The following is a 16,758-nucleotide window of genomic DNA, read 5'->3' on the forward strand; positions in this document are numbered from 1 at the left end:
GGCGCAGGCACAGTCGCATAGGCGTTTGGAGATCAAATGCCTCAAAACTCGTGATGGTTATAAGGAGCGGGAAATTTCCCGGCAAAAACTTGCTGCCGAACAACTCCTGCGTCCAAGTCAGCTGCGGGATGCGGCACCAACCTGTCGGCCAGTTATTCAGACCGCAAGACGGGACTGAGTTCGTTCTGGTAACCGAACAATGCAGGCAATCCCCCTGTATGTATCATCACCACCTTTTGCCCGGGCTTGATATGACGTTGCTCGACCAGATCGATCAATCCGGCAAATGTCTTTGCCGTGTAGACGGGATCTAGAAAAACCCCCTCGGTCTGAGCCATCAGTTCAAGTGCTGCGCGGGATTTTGGCCCCAGCCTGCCGTAGCCGGGCGCGAGGGCTTCGTCCCAGGTGAGAACGTCATCCACCACTCTTGCCGGATCAATGCCCAACAGATCAGAAAGCAATTCCAGAACGGTCAACATCCGTTTGTGCTGCAATTGGCTGTTGCGACGCACGCAGATGCCAAAAACCGGGGCCGACGCTCCGGAGGTTCTTAGACCAGTCAGCAGACCGCCATGGGTCGCACCGCTGCCCGATGGGACAACGACGGCGTCAAAATCGTGCATCTGCTGGTAAAGTTCCTGACCTGCGGCAACGTAGCCAAGTGCGCCGAGCGGCGCGTGGTGCAGGCCCAGATGAATGACATAAGGGCTGTACCCCTGCGCCTTGAGTTCGTCGGCGCGGGCCTGCAGGGCCGCATCTGCCCCGGCTTCATCCTCACCCACGGGATAACTCATACGTTCGGCACCAAGAATCTTGGTCAGCAATACGTTCCCGGACTGATAGTATTCCGCCCCCATATCCGGAACACGCTCTTCCAGTTGCAGGACGGATTTCATACCAAGTCGCGCAGCGGCCGCGGCGGCGGACCGGACGTAGTTGGACTGAACCGCTCCGGTAATCAGAATACTATCCGCGCGCTTTGTCAGCGCGTCACCAAAATAGAACTCGAGCTGTCTTGTTTTGTTGCCGCCGAAGCCGAGCCCGGTCAGGTCATCCCGCTTGAGCCAGAGATCGATCCCAAGTTTTTTTGACATTTGGTCCAACCGCTCGACCGGTGTTGCACCTGACATGAAACGGGCCCTGGGAAACCTGGAAAGAAGATCTTTCGACATCGCTTATTGACCTCTGAATTTCATGCGACGATGTACGCGCGTTGGAACAGCACAATGCAGGCCACAAGCGAAATGATTCGAATAGCGGCCCTGACAAGCGGTTGGGGCAAGCGCGATCTGAGGGCACGTCCAAACACACCCCCGACTATTGCGGCGCCTACAAAACTCCACAGTTGGGGTCCAAACGGAATCGATTGCCAGTTTGAAATGCCGTGCAAAAGAAACGCGACACCATAGGCGACAAGCGCGATGGGCTGAACCAGAACGGCCACGTCTTTGGCTTGGAACCCCCGCGCAATAAGTCCGAAAACCATCAACGGCCCAGGTGTCGCCGCCCAAACTGTTGCCAAACCGGACAGCCCGGACACTGCGGCAAAACCGGTTTTGCCAACGGCTTTTTGATTTGGAAGCAAGGTCGTTGCGACACCAATCAGTAAAAGTAGTCCTGTCAAAGACAGCACAAAGGCCTCGCTGAGCCAAGGGTAGATCATCAGCCCGGCGACCACGCCGATCAAGCAGCCGGATATCGCGGTTGTAATTGTCCGCCGTTCAACCGACACGATGCGCCGATCCGTTGCAACCACGGAAACAATTGTATTTAAAAGCAAAAGTGCGGGAACCGCCGTTGTTGTCCCCAGCAGGATCATCATGGGCGGACCGGCAAGAATGCTGAACCCGATACCTATTGCGACCTGTAGCATCGCGCCCAGAAAAACGGCGAGCATCAATAAAGACAATTCCAGGGACACGTCATACACCTTTTGTCACGCTCATTCCTTCACTGACCCGAAATCCTAAACTGACATCTCGTTTTGAAGCGAAACAATAGCGAGCACGCCGTGCGGGAAAGCACGGCAAGATCAACCCCAGGGCATGATACCAAGGTACGGAGATCTGGCTGAAACCGCGTGCGCCATGTGGGCCAGTGTCGTCAGGTCAAACACTGGTAGCCTAAGCTCTTGCTGAATCCGCGCAGCATAGGGCGGCAAATCGGTGCATTCCAAAACCACAGACCGAATTTCGGGCGCTTCGCGTTTCAGATCGCGCGCAGCTTGCAACACTTCTGCCTCGATCAGATCGGTATCCATGCGCGTTCGGGTGTTCCGTAGGATCACCTCAGCGAATTCGTCTGTCTGTTCCAGCCCTTTCACCGCGACCGGTATGTTTGCCGCCCCAACCCCGTCAAAATGTCTGGGTGTCAATGCCGAGGCATCCGCGGTCAAAACACCGACAGGTGCCTCGGCACCAGTCATGTTGAACGCCAGCGGCACTTGTATGAGGCTTGAGGCAAACACCGGGACAGAGACACTGGCAGCCAGTTCCTTTTGATACAAGGCAAGGAAACCGCAGCTTCCGGTAATTGCACGCACGCCTTCGGCTTGCAGGTTCCGAGCGCCCTTGATGAATGGCTCTAGCATTTCAGGTTTGGGGTCGTTCAAAAGGTCCGGCACGGTTATACCGTCGATCTTTTCATACAGCACAGGAAACGGCAGGCTGGACGGGTTTTTGATGTGACCGGGCGGTTTGGGAAAGTAGCTTTCCAGACACAATACGCCAATGGATGCGCCGCAGATGTTTTGTCCGCCACTAAAAACGGGCATGTTTTTTCCTTCCTGTAGCATAGCTGCGGAGCGGGCTGATCGCCTAGAACCGCGCTAACGAATACGGAGACAGATCTATGTTGAGCCGTCGATCTGTTAAGATATCGGCCACAAGCTCTCCGGTTTTTGGGGCCATCATCAAACCGTAGTGAGAATGCCCAAAGGCTGCGTAGATGCCCGATTTACCGTTCACCTGACCAATAGCCGGAAGACTGTCGGGAAAAGACGGGCGACGACCCATCCAAAAGCGCGCGCCCTGTGTGTTCAAGTCCGGCACAATAGCTTGGGCTTGTCGGGTCAGGATGGCTTGTTTGCGTGGGTCCGGGGGGGCGTCGACATCCGCAAACTCCGCAGTGCCGGCGACCCTGAGACCATCCTGCATGGTGCTGGCAACAACTTTTGCTTCTACATCCATGACCGAATTGCTCAGAGTGCTGTGAGGGCTGGGGAACTCGATGTGGTATCCACGCTCGGCGACCAAGGGCACCTTTATTCCCATAGGTTTCAACAAGTCTGCCGACCATACCCCGGCAGCCATGACGATATGGGGGGCGTGCATAGTCGGGCCGGAAGTTTTCAGTTCCCAGGTTCCATCCTGAGTTTTCGAAATTGCCTTGATTTCGGCTTTCACAATCTCAGCTCCCTGAGCTTGCGCTTTCTCAGCCAATACCGTGCCTACGCGGCCCGGTGAGAGGATGCGAGCCTGACCCTTGATCAAGATGGCAGCTTTGAAATCGCGGGACAAAGCCGGTTCTATTCGGCGAAGCTCAGCGCCGTCCACACGCTCGATCTGACCGCCTTTTTCTTTGCGAATTCGGTAGTCTAACCCCTCAAGGTTTGCGTTTTCCGGCCGCCGAAACGCATGCACGTAAAAACTGTCGGTGATCAGGTCTTCATGGCCTGTGCCGTTCAAGTGCTTGCGGTACAGTTCTATGGAAGGGCGGCACAGCAGTTCCATCGCGTCTGATGTCCTGCGAACTGTGTTTTCGTTCGAGTTGCCAAGAAACCGCAGCCCCCAGGGGATCATTTTGGGCCAAAAGGTCGGACGCACCGACAATGCGCTTTTGGGGTCTAGCAGCATCTGAGGCAGTTGCTTCCATATCCCGGGCATGGCCTGCGGAATGATCGACCACGGCGACACCACGCCTGCATTTCCGAATGAGGTTTCCTGGCCGGGGTCCCCCCGGTCGATCAGGCGCACCGGAATGCCGCGATCCTGAAGCGAGAGTGCGCAACAAATGCCGACGATCCCGGCGCCGATGATGGTCACTTGTTCTGTCATCGTATCAGGCCCGAGAGTGACTGCGGTTGCGGGCGATCAGTTGGGTAACAATGACCGGCGAGGCCACGACCAGCGCGACTAGATCAGCGGTCAGGCTTGGCGCGACAAAGATCACCCCGGCGATGACCAACAGGATGCGCGACACCAAATTCAATGGCTTCAGCCAATAGCCCACCACCGCCGCAGACAGGGCCACGACCCCGGCAATGCAACTGGTTGCGGTGTAAGTGAACTCCCACAGGTCAAACCCGGTTGAGGACACAAACAACAGGACTGGCGCATAGACAAAGGCCATCGGGGCGATGACTTTGCCCAGCCCAAGGGTGAAGGCCGACAACCCGGTTCGGAACGGGTTCGAGTTTGCGATGGCCGCCGCTGCATAGGCTGATGTACAGACCGGCGGTGTGATCTCGGACACCACACCGTAGTAAAGCACAAACAGGTGGCTGGCGATTGGCGGCACGCCCAGTTGTGCAAGCGCGGGCTGCGCAACCGAGACCAGCATGATGTAAAGCGCCGTTGTCGGAATGCCTGCGCCCATCAGAATGCAGACGATAGCAATGAAAACCAGCGAGATGAACAATTGCAGGTCTTCCATCGCGAACAACTGGAAACTGCTGAACGAGATCATGTTGTAGAGATCCGACGCCAGATTGCCTGCGCCTTGCGTCACCATAAAGCCGATGCGGAAGCCGATACCGGTGGTATTGATCACACCGACCACGATGCCGACTGCAGCGGCGGCGGCACCCACGGCCAGCGAATACTTCACGCCCAGTTCGACGGCGGCCAGCATCTCGGGCACTTCGATCCGTTTCTGAGGGTTGAGAGTGGCGATCACCGACAAGCCGCAAAGGATCGCCGTCATGGTCAGATCGAACCCGCCATCTGAAAACTTCCAAAGCACAAAGGCCAGGAATGCTGCCGCGTAGATCAGCGTTGGTGGCTGCCTGAGGCGCGACATGCCCGCGATGACTGCCAGCGAAATACCACAGAAGGCAGACATGAACGGCGTGTAACCGGTGAACAACACGACCAGCAGGCCGATCAAAGGAACGATGTTGGCCCAGCCTTCGGCCCAGACAGCCTTGAGCTGCGGCAGTTGCTCTTTCGCCAACCCTTGCAGGTTCAGTTTGCGCGCCATCAGGTGCACCACCGCAAAAACACCGACGTAATGCAGGATCGCGGGGAAAATCGCGGCGATAACGATGGTGGTATAGGGAACCTCGAGGAACTCGGCCATGATGAAGGCGGCGGCCCCCATGATCGGCGGAGTGATCTGACCACCTGCCGAAGATGCGGCCTCGACACCGCCCGCAAAGTGGCCGGGGTATCCTAGGCGCTTCATGTTGGGAATTGTCAGCGCGCCGGTTGATACGGTGTTGGCCACCGAAGAACCCGAGATCGTGCCGAAGAAGGCCGAGGATACCACCGACACTTTTGCCGGGCCGCCTGTATAGCGGCCCGCCAAAATGGTTGCGTTGTCGATGAACAGCTGCCCCAATCCCGTGCGCTGTGCGATCACGCCGAACAGGACGAAGTGAAAGACGATGGTCGACACCACCCATAGAGTGACGCCGTAGATGCCTTCTTGCGGGAAATACATCGAAGACACGAAGGTTTTGAAGTTCACGCCCGGATGTTGCAGCAAGCCCGGAAAATACGGGCCAAGTAGGGCATAGGAAATAAACACACAGATGATCAGCGGCAGTACCCATCCCAGCGTGCGGCGGGCGATGTCCAGCACCAACAGGATGATGACGACGCCAAGGAACACGTCATAGCCATTCGGGTTACCCATGCGGAAGGTCTGTTCTTCTATCCCCAAAAGCGGGATGCCGCGCCACGCGACACCGACATATAGCGCGGCGACAATGCCGAACCCCATGAAGACCAGATCGTAAAGAGGGATGTTGCCGATGCGGAACCGGCTGACCTTGAGGGCATAGAGGCTCTTGGCCCCCACAATCGGGATTGTCGCGTAAACCAGAATGAACAGCAGGGCCAAGTAGATGCCCATGTGCCAATGATCGGCAGGCAGGCCGAACCCGGCGGTCAGGAATTCGTAGAACGCAAAGATCAGGGCAACGACACGCAGCACCTTGCCTGTGGCGGGTGTGACCTGCCGGACGGCGGCGCCTTCGTCGAACTGTTCTTCGATGGCGGCCAGTTCTTCGGCCGTCAGTTCGTGGTCATCAAGTTTCTGGGTGTCGGACATGATGGCCTCCTGATTTCGCAAAATTCCAGGGTCCGGTGCCCCGCTTGAGGGCACCGCGTTTAGGTTTCAATCAGTTGCGATTATTGCAGTAGACCAGCTTCTTTATAGAACTTCTCGGCGCCCGGATGCAGCGGAACACCCAGCGCTTGGACACCGTCCAAAGCTGTTTCCGGCGTAATCTGTTTGCCTTTGGCGTGGCCATTGTCCAGCAACTTGCGGGTGTTGTCATTCCACAGCGCTTTGGTCAGGCCATAAACCAGATCGTCGGACAGTTCCGAAGACACAACAAGCATCGCGCTAACCGCCGGGGTCTTGGTCTCGGAGTCGATGCCTTCATAGACACCTCCCGGAATGGTCGACGGGATATAGGCTGGGATGATCTCGTTGATCTTTGCCATGTCTTCATCCGTGAAGGAATGCAGGTTCATGCCCTTGGTTGACGACAACTGCACCATAGCGGCAACGGGCCAGCCTGCGGCATAGAAATAAGCGTCCAATTGACCGTCGGCCAGACGCTCGGCGCTCTGGCTGTTGTTCAACTCGGCTTCGTCCATGTTGTCTCGGTTCACACCCCAGGCATCAAGCATCTGAAGCACCGCAACTTGGGTCCCCGATCCAGCCTGGGCAATACCGACGCGTTTCCCCTCCAGATCGCTCAGATCGTTGATCGTTTCACCGGCAGGCAGCACCAGATGCAGATCTTCGGGAAACAGGTTTGCAATGATCCGCAGGTTTGGGTGGGGTTTGCCTTCGAATTTTCCTTCGCCAAGATACATCGAACGGGTCACGTCGGCTGCGGCCAGTCCGGCCTCAAGCTCACCATTTTGCACGGCAGCGTTGTTGAAGACGGACGCTGTGGTGGACTGTGCAATAGCTATCAGACCCGGAACGCCGCATTGGCCACCCTCTTCGCAAGGACGCGAACCCGGAGGGGCGGAGATACCGTTTGCGATGGTGCCGCCAATGGGAAAATAGGTGCCACCAGCACCACCGGTGCCGATGCGGAAAAACGTTGGGTCCTGCGCCAGCGCCGGTGCGGCCAGCGCGCCAGCCAAAGCCAAACCAGTCAGGCATTTCACTAGTTTCATAGTCGTCTCCGTTGTTGGTTCGTGGGATTCGGTTGGGCCGAACCTCGATCCCAAAAGCGTAAAGACAAATTTCATTAAAACAAATTTGTTATATTTCACAAAACTAAAGTTTGACTTATGTATTGCCCATGAACCTAACACAGCTCACCGTCTTTCGCGAAGTCATGGAAACCGGATCGATCTCGCAGACGGCCAGAAAGCTGAATCGCACCCAACCTGCGATCAGCCTGGCATTGAAGAACCTGGAAAAGACTCTCGGCCTGGTACTGTTCGAACGTAAAGGTCGGCGGTTGGTCCCAGTTCCCGAAGCGCGTTATCTACTTGCAGAGACAACGGGTATACTGGACCGTCTTGCCGCAATCTCCAGCACGATGGAGGGGCTTATCAAAGGGCATTCGGGCAGTCTGAATATCGCGACGATGCCCGGCCCGTCCGCCTTTTTGTTTCCGCGTTTCATTAGTCGGTCCGTGGGTGAATACCCTGATATTCAAATTACGTTATCTACGCGCAGTTCGCCGCAGATCATGGAGCTTGCAGGGACACAGAACATTGATTTCGGCTTTGCCGATTTCGAGCACTCGGTTGGCAAGGAGTCGCAGTATTCTGTCGAGGTGATTCAGGCAGATTGTTTCTGTGCCATTGACCGGGAAAACCCGCTTGCCTTGCGTGATCGTATCTCTGTTTCTGATCTCGACGGGGTTCCGATGGGCGGCCTTCATGAGGCGCATCCGTTTCAGCACAAGATCAGAAGCAAGTTTCAGGAGGCCTCTGCCCGGTACAATTCAACAGTGACCTGTCAGTACTTCTTACCGCTGATCCCTTTTGTAAGTTCGGGGCAATGTTGCACAATCGTTGATCCTTTGACCGTCGCAACGGAACGGGAACTGCAGTCATCCGACGGAAAGGTCGTCTTCTTGCCGTTCGAAAACCCACTTAGGTATGAATACGCAATACTTGAGCCAGAACACCGCCCGCCGTCTCAGCTGGCCCTTAAAATCAAGGCGGGCTGGAAGTCCGAAGTCCTTGCGATGCTAGAGGATGTGGTCGCCAATCCTAGTACCAAAACAACTAGAGAGGAGCGAGACGCTTAGCACGCGATGCGAACGGCCTTAAACGACCAAGACAACCGCACTCATGATTGTTCTTGATCCGTTTTGGCGCGCACCCGACATGAGCAAGTGAGAAACCAATGCGTGCATTTTCATTCACGGACAAAACGTTGGCCATTGGGTAAATCAGCAAGCGCAGGGTATTCAGCAGAGATTGAAACCTGCGTTTCATTCAATTTGACCCAGCGCTCTGATCTGGTCCACGAGTGGCCAAATCTATCGGTCAAAATGACCACGATTGCTCGAAAAAGTTCAGTGCCGCTTGCATCTCGCAGATTACTTCGTCGACGCAATCTCGTGCGGCCTACCTTGCAAACCGTTGTAATCCGCACTTAGCCGACTATTCGTCCCTTATGTGGCTTGATTGTGCCATTCAATACACAAGAGACAACAAGCATCCAGTCTGCCAAACCACTTCACTATTCCTTTGTACTTGTTTCGTGAACAACATTAACTGAACGTGAACAATGTATTCCCAATGTGTTCAACCAAGCTGAGGCATAGTGCTTTTGTTGGATCGAACGCGGGGTAACCCGTTTGGTCGTTGACAAGGGGAAACGCATGATCAAGCCTGCCTTTGTGACTGAAAAGCCCAGCAAAACAGCTGTGATGCAATCCTCCGGCAAAATCGCCGAAGAACGTTTGTCACCTACGACCAAGTCGAGCAGCGGCCGCTTCCCTCCTATTGAAAATGCACTGATACAGATCATCAAAAACAAGCGGCTTTCCGAGGCACAAAACAACGTCTGAAGGCAGTTCAGCAGACCCCCCCTCACAATTCCCGATATCTGTCTAAAGTATTGGAATTGAAACTGAATCCCACTCCCTTTCGGGGTGGGATTTTTTTGCGACCAGTCAATCTGTTTCAAACTATCTTGCCATCAAGCGCGGGCCAGCCGTTTCCCATCCCTGTGAAACATATGGCTGGCCCAGCTTGGAGTATTTCTGTGAGTAGTCAGCTTTGTCAAAGAGTTGAACGAAGGCGTTGGTGATCTTCGACTAGAGGCCCAGAAGTGATTTTACCTCTTCTTCAACTGCATCGGTAACGGGCTTGTTCGCCGCAGCTTCCAAAGCCTCGCGCTCAGTCAATTCCTGTTCTTCGACCTGGTCAGCCAATTCCTGCGCTTCTTCTGTGGTCTCTTGGTATTCTACTGCTGCTTGCCTTTCGTCGTTCAGATTTTGCGCCTCTTCAACGGATCGGTCTAGCTCGGCACGTGCTTCGTCAAGCTGATCTTCGATCTCAGGGTTAGTTCCACCGGCTTCTTCCAAGGCCTGCTCAAGATCTTCGACCTGTGCCTGATTGTCCTGAACATCACCCAGTGCCGCTTCCAAATCGTCTTCGATCTCAGAAACGCTCCGTTCCGGCTTCTCCAATCCGTCGAGTTCCTCTAGCTTGTCAGCGAGTTCCTCACGCAACGGTTCTCCGGCGAGAACTGTGTCGCGGTAATTGGCAATTCGACCGACGCGAGAATTGGGTGATGCATTTGCCAAAGCGGTTGCACTGGCATTGGCTGCGTTCAGGGCGCCCAATTCAGACGGATGTGCGCCAAGCAGCGCCGCCATTCGAATACCTTTGGTTCGAACTGCAGGGCGGATAGACTCTTCGACAATTCCGATTTTCGAAGGCTTATTATTTGATTTTGCCTTTAGCTTGCCGCCATTTTTGGTTGTGTCTTGTCTGGAAGATGTCGTTTTTGTCGTTTTGCCTTTGCCATTGAACAGATCCTTCAATGAGAACCCGTTGCCTATTTTAGAAAGGGACCGCGCCGACTTCGACTTTGATTTTCCATTTTGCGACTTTCCTGACTTTTGGCCACCGCGGCTTTTGTCTGCAGCCTTGCCGCCACCGTTGTCGCCGGCTGAACTGTTTTTTCCACTGCCACCGCCGTTTCCGTTATTGCCACTGTTGCCGTTACCGCCACCGTTTCCGTTGCCGCCACCGTTACCATTTCCGCCACCATTGCCTTTGCCTTCTTTTGCATAGGCGAAATCCGGAGTGGCAATTGTGGTGACGATGGCTGCGGATCCGAGCAATGCAATCGCAACTGTCGAAGATTTTAACAGCGCCAAAACGGTGGTTTTCATGTCAGTCTCCTTTGCGGAACGGCCGTCGCTATAGGCCCGTCAATCAATTCGCGGCGATTGTATGCTTTGTGTCGCACACGAATCGCTTTGTTATAGTCATTTAACTCGAGTGCACCTGAACGCAGGGCTAACTGCTCGTTCATCATCGGTTCACGTCGAACGCAGTAGTGTGGAACAACGACGTGCGAGGAATCCAATGCGTTTGAAAGTACTCGTTTTGGTGGCAGGCTTGTTTGCCGCTTTGCCTTCTGGCGAAGCGGCTGCCGATGCGCGCGAGCTCAAACAGGCCGAGTTGCGTAAGGCGACGCTGTCAGGAGACACGATACGGCTGAAACGCGTCATTAGAGGTGTTGAAAGCGCCTACGGTGGAGCCCCTGTTGAGGCGCGAGCATTTCAGGCAGACAAGATCTACTATCGCATTCTGGTCAAAAAGCCGGATGGAAAAATTCTTAGCGTGATCGTGGATGCGCAGACTGGTGCGGTAGTATCCAATCGATCCAGCGTAGGTCGCCAGATATCGAAGGCTGCCCGTTCTATCCCTGCAAAAACCAACAAGAATGGAAAGAGTAACAACGGTCGCAGTGCCGACGCCAGCCGTGGCAATAGCGGCAACGGCAACAGTGGCGGAAATGGTAACGGAAACGGCGGCGGAAATGGTAACGGTGGCGGTAACGGAAACGGTGGCGGCAACGGCAACAGCGGCGGCAACGGAAACGGCGGTGGAAATGGAAACGGCAATTCCGGCGGGAACGGCAAAGGTAAAAAATAAGGCTTAAACCAATGCTGTTGAGTCTGTAGTTTCCGAATATGAGAATACTTCTTGCCGAAGATGAACCCCGACTGTCCGAGCAGATCAAAAGACTTCTTGGCGCGGAAGGCCGCGTCGTGGATGTGGCCAACAATGGCACTGATGCCCTTCATATGGGGGCCACCGAACCCTACGACATGATAATTCTCGACATAGGGTTGCCAGAGCGTGACGGTATCTCGGTCCTGCGCGAATGGCGCAGTTCGGGTGTAAAGACACCGGTACTGATCCTTACGGCCCGAGACGGGTGGAGCGAACGTGTTGATGGGCTGGACGCAGGCGCAGATGACTATATGACCAAGCCGTTTCACATGCCGGAATTGGCTGCGCGCGTTCGGGCGATCCTGCGCAGGCAGAGCGGTCAGCTCAATTCGGTCATCGAAATGGGCGACGTCTCGTTGGATACGCGGAACGGTCGGGTCAGCTTGGGCGGAGTTCCTGTGGACCTGACCGCGCAAGAGATCGCCGTTCTGACCTACCTTGCGCACAATGTTGGGCGAATGGTTTCCCGAACCGAGTTGTCAGAGCACATCTACGAGTACGACGGCGACAGAGACTCGAACACCATTGCCGTTTTCATTACCCGGTTGCGCAAGAAATTAGGCCCTGATCTGATCACAACCGTCCGAGGGCGTGGCTATATGATTGATATCGCCTGATGTTGTCGTTGCGCCAACGCGCCTTGCTAGGTGGGCTGGCGTCTGCTGCGCTTTCGGTTGGCGTGGGAACGTTGGTGGTTTTCTCCTACATCAACACCCGAGTTCTGCAACAATTCGATGAGACGCTACGTGACCGGCACACTCAGCTTGTGGTCGGGTTGAGTGCCACAACGGATGATCCCGAAGCCCTGCGCGAACTGATGTTCGACCCCGCCTATAGCACGCCGTATTCAGGCAGGTATTGGCAAGTGACGGACAATAGCAGTGCTACCATTACGTCCGCTTCGCTCTTTGATGAAACAATCGAGGAACCTCCGCGCGCAAGCCAAGAAGCAATTGTTTGGAACACCACAGGACCGGAAGGCGAGGCCGTTCGCGGTGCTTATCAGAAAATTTCCTTTGAAGATGGAACAGAATGGGGCGTGATTGTTGCAGAGAGCAGGCTTGAACTGATCAACGAGCGCCGTGCTGCGCAAAACAACCTGCTTCCTGTCTTTGGATTGGTTGGTCTGATTGGCGTTGCTGGCTCCTTGTTGTTGATGTCCGCCATTGTTGGCCCACTCAGGAAATTGCGTGCGGATGTAGCGCATCGCTGGGACAAGGGAGATGATCTGAGACCAGAGGACTATCCTGAAGAGGTTTCGCCTCTTGTGGAGGATCTCAATCGGTTGCTGCATCGAAATCGCGAGATTGTGTCCGGTTCTCGTCGACAAGCTGCCGATCTGGCGCACGCTCTAAAAACGCCAGCGGCAATCCTGCGAAATGAACTGACGAATTTGTCAGAGTCTGGCACCAATACCGTTCAGGCTGAAGAGGCCCTAGATCGAATTGACGCACAGCTTGGTCGTTCACTGGCACGCATGCGCGCCGCAAACACTGGAGAATTGACGCATTCAAGAACCGATCTATCGAACTCGGTCGAAAGGTTGTCCAGACTGTTTTCGGTTATGGCAGAGCCCGAGGGCAAATCTCTTTCACTGGATTGCGAAACCGGTCTTTGGGTCAGAATGGACACTCAGGACATAGAAGAAGTCCTGGGTAATCTTCTCGACAACGCTCTCAAGTGGTGTCGATCTGCGATACATATCACCGCAAAGCGCTTTGACGGCGGAATAGAGCTCTGGATTGAGGACGACGGTCCGGGCGTTCCAGAAGACGCTCGGTCAGCGGTACTCCGCTCCGGAGGACGTTTGGATACTTCTGTCAGCGGCACTGGATTGGGTTTGGCCATTTCCATGGATTTGCTGAATGCATACGGTGGAAAACTGGAGCTGAAGACATCAGAACGTTTCGGCGGATTGGCGTGTCGGATTTCGATATCCGGACAGAGCCACCCAAGGCAATCTTGAGTATCGATCAGCTGGCTCAAGTTTGGCTTGATTTTATGTGCAATAAATATCTTATCAGATGGTTGCACCTGCCCGCTTTGCGATCCCTTCGGGGTTTAGGTCCTTCGATTCAACTCCATCTACCCTGACTGGAATTGAACCGATCGACATGTTCTACAACGGATTAATCACGCTCGGACTCCAGCCGTTTTAGAAGTTCGGCCAACTGGCAGGGCAATCAGATTGTCGGCAACACCTAAGCTGCTCATAAAAATCCTCGATAGAACGGAACATGTTGCGCGGTTGCGGCGTTTTCTTTGTGCGGGATGTTTTGGCCGCCAAATGTTGTTCAAAGAGCCCGTAGTTCAATTCTCGCTATCAACTTTTTTCAACCAGCTGCGCAATGCATTGGTGGTTTCAACTGGTTTTTCAAGGGTAGGCAAGTGTCCGGCGTTTTCGATGATCAACAGGGTCGATCGCGGCAGAAGGTCGTGCATCAGCGTGTGACGCGACACAGGGCACAATTTATCTTCGTGCCCGCAGAGGACGATGGACGGTTTTTGGAAACTCTGCAGTGTTTCGGTTTGATCCGGTCTGTCTCTCAGCGCGATGGACTGTTCGCAAAAAACTTCCGGGCCCAGATCCAAAGCCATTTCCATACACAGGTCCAGAATTTCGTTCCGATTGTCACCGTCACTGAGGTAATTGGGCTTCATTTCATCCCGGATAACGCTGCTCAGCTTGCCTGCGCGGGCGCGTTCAATTTGCGGGCCACGGCGCATCCGAACCTCTTTGAGTTCAGCCAGCGGGTTCGTGTCCATCAGCGCGAGGCCGGCAACCCGATCAGGCGCCTGGCGGATGATCTCCATGGCAACGATACCTCCCATCGACAGACCTCCCAGTGCGAATATGTCTGGTGCGCCATCCAGAACTCGGGAAGCCAACCCCGACATGGACGTGCTGCCCGACAACGTTGGGACGGATACGGACCGGTCTTCCGAGAACGCAGCGATCTGCGGAGCGAACAATCGCGCGTCGCACATCATGCCCGGCAGAAGGATAAGTGGGACCATTCAGGGTCTCCCGGCGATTTCCGCGCCTTGTGACAGTGCTGCCAACTTCGCGTAGGCAATGGCTGGGTCGACAGCGCCAAAACCCGCGAATGTTCCAAATCCGCAATCACTGCCTGCGACTACGCGATCGGGGCCAACTATCTCGGTAAACCTTTGAATTCTCTGCGCCACCAATTCGGGATGTTCAACGAAATTGGTCGTGGTATCCACCACACCGGGAACCAGAACCTTGTCGTCTGGAATGTCAGACTTGCGGTCTCGAAACACCGTCCATTCGTGACCGTGCCTTGGGTTGGAGGTTTCAAACAGCACATAGCGCGACTTGGTGGACATCAGAGTGTCGAACATTTTGGACATCGGAATGTCGCACAGATGCGGACCCTCGTAGTTGCCCCAGCAGATATGAACCCTGACGCGGTCCTGCGGTACATCTGACAGAGCATGGTTGAGTGCCTCGACATGCATCTGCGCGATTTTCACGAACTCTTCGTCCGACAAATCGGTGAACAGCATGTGTCTGGACAGGGCAAGATCGGGACAATCCAGTTGCAGGTCCAGACCTGCGGCAATGATGGTTTCGTATTCCGATTTCATCGCGTCGGCGAGGGCAGCTAGGTAAGCCTCTCGAGTCTTGTAGAAATCGTTTTGCAGAAACAGAGAAATGACACCCGGGCTTGCGGCGTTCATGAAGCCACGCGAGACGCCGTGTTCGGCCATCGCGGTCTTGAGGTTTGCAATGTCCTTCTCCAGTTCCTGCTGACCTTTTGAACGGACTTCGCCGGTACACATGGGGCGGGCGTATTGGGGTGTTCCACCGCCTTCCGCAAGGCGTTGCAGAAAACTGGGGAACATCTTCAGGTCGGCTGGGGCGTTGCGGGGGCTGTCCCCTGAAAATCCGGTGTAGCGGTCCTTTACATATGTCGCGTAGCTGATCTTTGATGTCTCGCCGTCCGAAACAATATCGATCCCGGCGTCTATCTGGCGCTTTACGGTTTCGGAAACGGCAGAGGTCATGCACGTGTCAAACCCTCGGGCGTCGTAGGGCTCGTTTCGTTCGCGGGCAAAGATGAAATCCACCACCTCTTGCGAGCGTGGCAGGCTGCCTACATGTGTCGTAAGAACTTGGGTCATTGGCTCTCCTTCCTTGTGGGCATTTGCCTCGGGTGACACGCCGGACAGCCCGTACCGAAACCGGCTGCCCGTTTGGGTGTCAGTCTGCCGACCAGCTTGGACCGGCGGGGTCATTTGTTCCGACGATTTGGTATAGGGCGGCTTCACCGGTCATCGAGGGGCTCATTTTATACGCCAGATTTTCCGGCACCGACATTGTGTCACCGGGGGCGAGTGTCGTCTCGCCGCCGTCCCACGCGATCCGCCAATGGCCCTTGGCGGGCATCAGAACCGATGGCTGGTCGTGGTGGGTCGTGGCTTTGGCGGCCGAATTGCGTGAGATGAAGCTGACCTCAAACCCCGGTTTGTCGCGCAACAGGCCGGTTTTGCCGATGACTTGGCAGGGGGTTCTATCTGACAACGCAACCATGTCCCAATAGCGCGCGACGTGATTGGGCAGCACGTCGGCCGTTGTTGGTTCGGCGCGTTTGGCCAGTTCTTCGTCGGTCATCAACGGCATGGGGTTGATGCCTTCGGGCAAGGTTTCGCCTCTCTTGGTATCGTAGAGCTTGCCGGTTTCAGCCAGCACCAACCCGTGATCTGCGGCGTCTTCGATGACCTGCGGTGCCCACATGACGCCGCCTCCGGCATCGTCACCGCCCAGAATGGCCATGATCATACCGTAGTCGTTCCCGATATTTTCGAACCCCCGGAACACGCCAGTTGGAATGTTGAATATGTCTCCGGGTTCCAGAACAACTTCTCCGGCATCACCCCAGCGACCCCAAAAGAAACGCCAGCGGCCGGAAAGTACAAAAAACGCCTCGGCAGTGTGGTGATCATGCAGGCTGTTGCGGCATTTGGGCGGCTGACCTGCGGCACCAATGTTGAAACCGTGGGGTATCGTGATGTGTACGTGTTGATCCGCGCTTTCAGAAACACCCCCTCCGATAATGGTGAAGTTTTCTTTCTGATCGCTGCCGGGTGTGTGGGCGTCGATAAATGCCGTGCGGCAGGGTTTCAGCTCGCCATACCGGACGATCCGGCTGTCCATCTCTTGCGGGGTCATTTCTTTGCATCCTTGGTGAATCTGTGAGACGTGAACGGGTTCCTTTCTCAAGATCCGGGTGGTCGCGGGTTAAGGCGTTGCGCGCGCAGACTTGCCCGGTGGGTATGAAACCTGCGCGCCTCACGCGAGTCGCACAGCTCACCCTTCAGCAGTTGA

Annotated in this window: 15 protein-coding genes; 5 read left to right on the forward strand and 10 right to left on the reverse strand. The window is 55.2% G+C overall.

Going from position 1 to position 16,758, the window contains the following annotated elements:
* Window positions 1-152: 152 nt before the first annotated feature.
* The 6 genes from ACR0L4_RS14685 to ACR0L4_RS14710 all read right to left on the reverse strand — a co-directional run bounded on the left by ACR0L4_RS14685 (window position 153) and on the right by ACR0L4_RS14710 (window position 7,361).
* Window positions 153-1,130 (reverse strand): D-cysteine desulfhydrase family protein, encoded by a 978-nt coding sequence (locus tag ACR0L4_RS14685; protein ID WP_480513764.1) that lies wholly within the window; start codon window positions 1,128-1,130, stop codon window positions 153-155.
* 62 nt (window positions 1,131-1,192) lie between these two features.
* Window positions 1,193-1,921, reverse strand: coding sequence for a TSUP family transporter (locus ACR0L4_RS14690; protein WP_480513766.1), 729 nt, complete (start codon window positions 1,919-1,921; stop codon window positions 1,193-1,195).
* A gap of 111 nt (window positions 1,922-2,032) precedes the next feature.
* Window positions 2,033-2,773: an aspartate/glutamate racemase family protein gene (locus tag ACR0L4_RS14695; RefSeq protein WP_480513768.1), complete on the reverse strand. Its 741-nt coding sequence runs from the start codon at window positions 2,771-2,773 to the stop codon at window positions 2,033-2,035.
* A gap of 43 nt (window positions 2,774-2,816) precedes the next feature.
* Entirely contained in the window at window positions 2,817-4,055 is a 1,239-nt protein-coding gene (locus tag ACR0L4_RS14700; protein ID WP_480513770.1) for an NAD(P)/FAD-dependent oxidoreductase, read from the reverse strand.
* A gap of 4 nt (window positions 4,056-4,059) precedes the next feature.
* Window positions 4,060-6,273, reverse strand: a complete 2,214-nt coding sequence (locus ACR0L4_RS14705) for a TRAP transporter fused permease subunit (RefSeq protein ID WP_170752435.1) — start codon at window positions 6,271-6,273, stop codon at window positions 4,060-4,062.
* A gap of 80 nt (window positions 6,274-6,353) precedes the next feature.
* Window positions 6,354-7,361: a TAXI family TRAP transporter solute-binding subunit gene (locus ACR0L4_RS14710; protein ID WP_170752433.1), complete on the reverse strand. Its 1,008-nt coding sequence runs from the start codon at window positions 7,359-7,361 to the stop codon at window positions 6,354-6,356.
* A 128-nt stretch (window positions 7,362-7,489) separates the two neighbouring features.
* Between ACR0L4_RS14710 and ACR0L4_RS14715 the strand changes: the two genes are divergently transcribed.
* Window positions 7,490-8,452 carry a LysR family transcriptional regulator gene (locus tag ACR0L4_RS14715; RefSeq protein ID WP_480513773.1) on the forward strand — a complete coding sequence of 321 codons (963 nt, stop codon included), beginning with the start codon at window positions 7,490-7,492 and terminating at the stop codon, window positions 8,450-8,452.
* Window positions 8,453-9,031: 579 nt separating this feature from the next.
* The gene (locus tag ACR0L4_RS14720; RefSeq protein WP_480513775.1) at window positions 9,032-9,220 is read left to right on the forward strand and encodes a hypothetical protein; all 189 of its coding nucleotides are present in this window, start codon (window positions 9,032-9,034) and stop codon (window positions 9,218-9,220) included.
* Window positions 9,221-9,469: 249 nt separating this feature from the next.
* Here the strand turns inward: ACR0L4_RS14720 and ACR0L4_RS14725 are convergent, their stop codons facing one another.
* Window positions 9,470-10,555, reverse strand: coding sequence for a hypothetical protein (locus ACR0L4_RS14725; RefSeq protein ID WP_480513777.1), 1,086 nt, complete (start codon window positions 10,553-10,555; stop codon window positions 9,470-9,472).
* A 196-nt stretch (window positions 10,556-10,751) separates the two neighbouring features.
* Here ACR0L4_RS14725 and ACR0L4_RS14730 point away from each other — a divergent pair, with 196 nt between their 5' ends.
* The 3 genes from ACR0L4_RS14730 to ACR0L4_RS14740 are packed head-to-tail and all read left to right on the forward strand — an operon-like array spanning window position 10,752 to window position 13,371.
* Window positions 10,752-11,324 carry a PepSY domain-containing protein gene (locus tag ACR0L4_RS14730; protein ID WP_480513779.1) on the forward strand — a complete coding sequence of 191 codons (573 nt, stop codon included), beginning with the start codon at window positions 10,752-10,754 and terminating at the stop codon, window positions 11,322-11,324.
* Between the two features lie 38 nt (window positions 11,325-11,362).
* Window positions 11,363-12,022, forward strand: a complete 660-nt coding sequence (locus ACR0L4_RS14735) for a response regulator transcription factor (RefSeq protein WP_480513781.1) — start codon at window positions 11,363-11,365, stop codon at window positions 12,020-12,022.
* Entirely contained in the window at window positions 12,022-13,371 is a 1,350-nt protein-coding gene (locus tag ACR0L4_RS14740) for an ATP-binding protein (protein ID WP_480513783.1), read from the forward strand. Before ACR0L4_RS14735 ends, ACR0L4_RS14740 begins: the two co-directional genes overlap by 1 nt.
* Before the next feature lie 344 nt (window positions 13,372-13,715).
* On the opposite strand, the gene ACR0L4_RS14745 is transcribed toward ACR0L4_RS14740, so the two are convergent.
* The 3 genes from ACR0L4_RS14745 to ACR0L4_RS14755 form a co-directional block, all read right to left on the reverse strand.
* Complete coding sequence (locus tag ACR0L4_RS14745; protein WP_480513785.1) at window positions 13,716-14,423, reverse strand: alpha/beta fold hydrolase; 708 nt, start codon at window positions 14,421-14,423, stop codon at window positions 13,716-13,718.
* Window positions 14,424-15,554, reverse strand: a complete 1,131-nt coding sequence (locus tag ACR0L4_RS14750; protein WP_480513787.1) for a cobalamin-independent methionine synthase II family protein — start codon at window positions 15,552-15,554, stop codon at window positions 14,424-14,426.
* A 79-nt stretch (window positions 15,555-15,633) separates the two neighbouring features.
* Window positions 15,634-16,602 carry a cupin domain-containing protein gene (locus ACR0L4_RS14755; RefSeq protein ID WP_480513789.1) on the reverse strand — a complete coding sequence of 323 codons (969 nt, stop codon included), beginning with the start codon at window positions 16,600-16,602 and terminating at the stop codon, window positions 15,634-15,636.
* Window positions 16,603-16,758 lie beyond the last annotated feature (156 nt).

The organism is Ruegeria sp. AB5 (assembly GCF_056542645.1).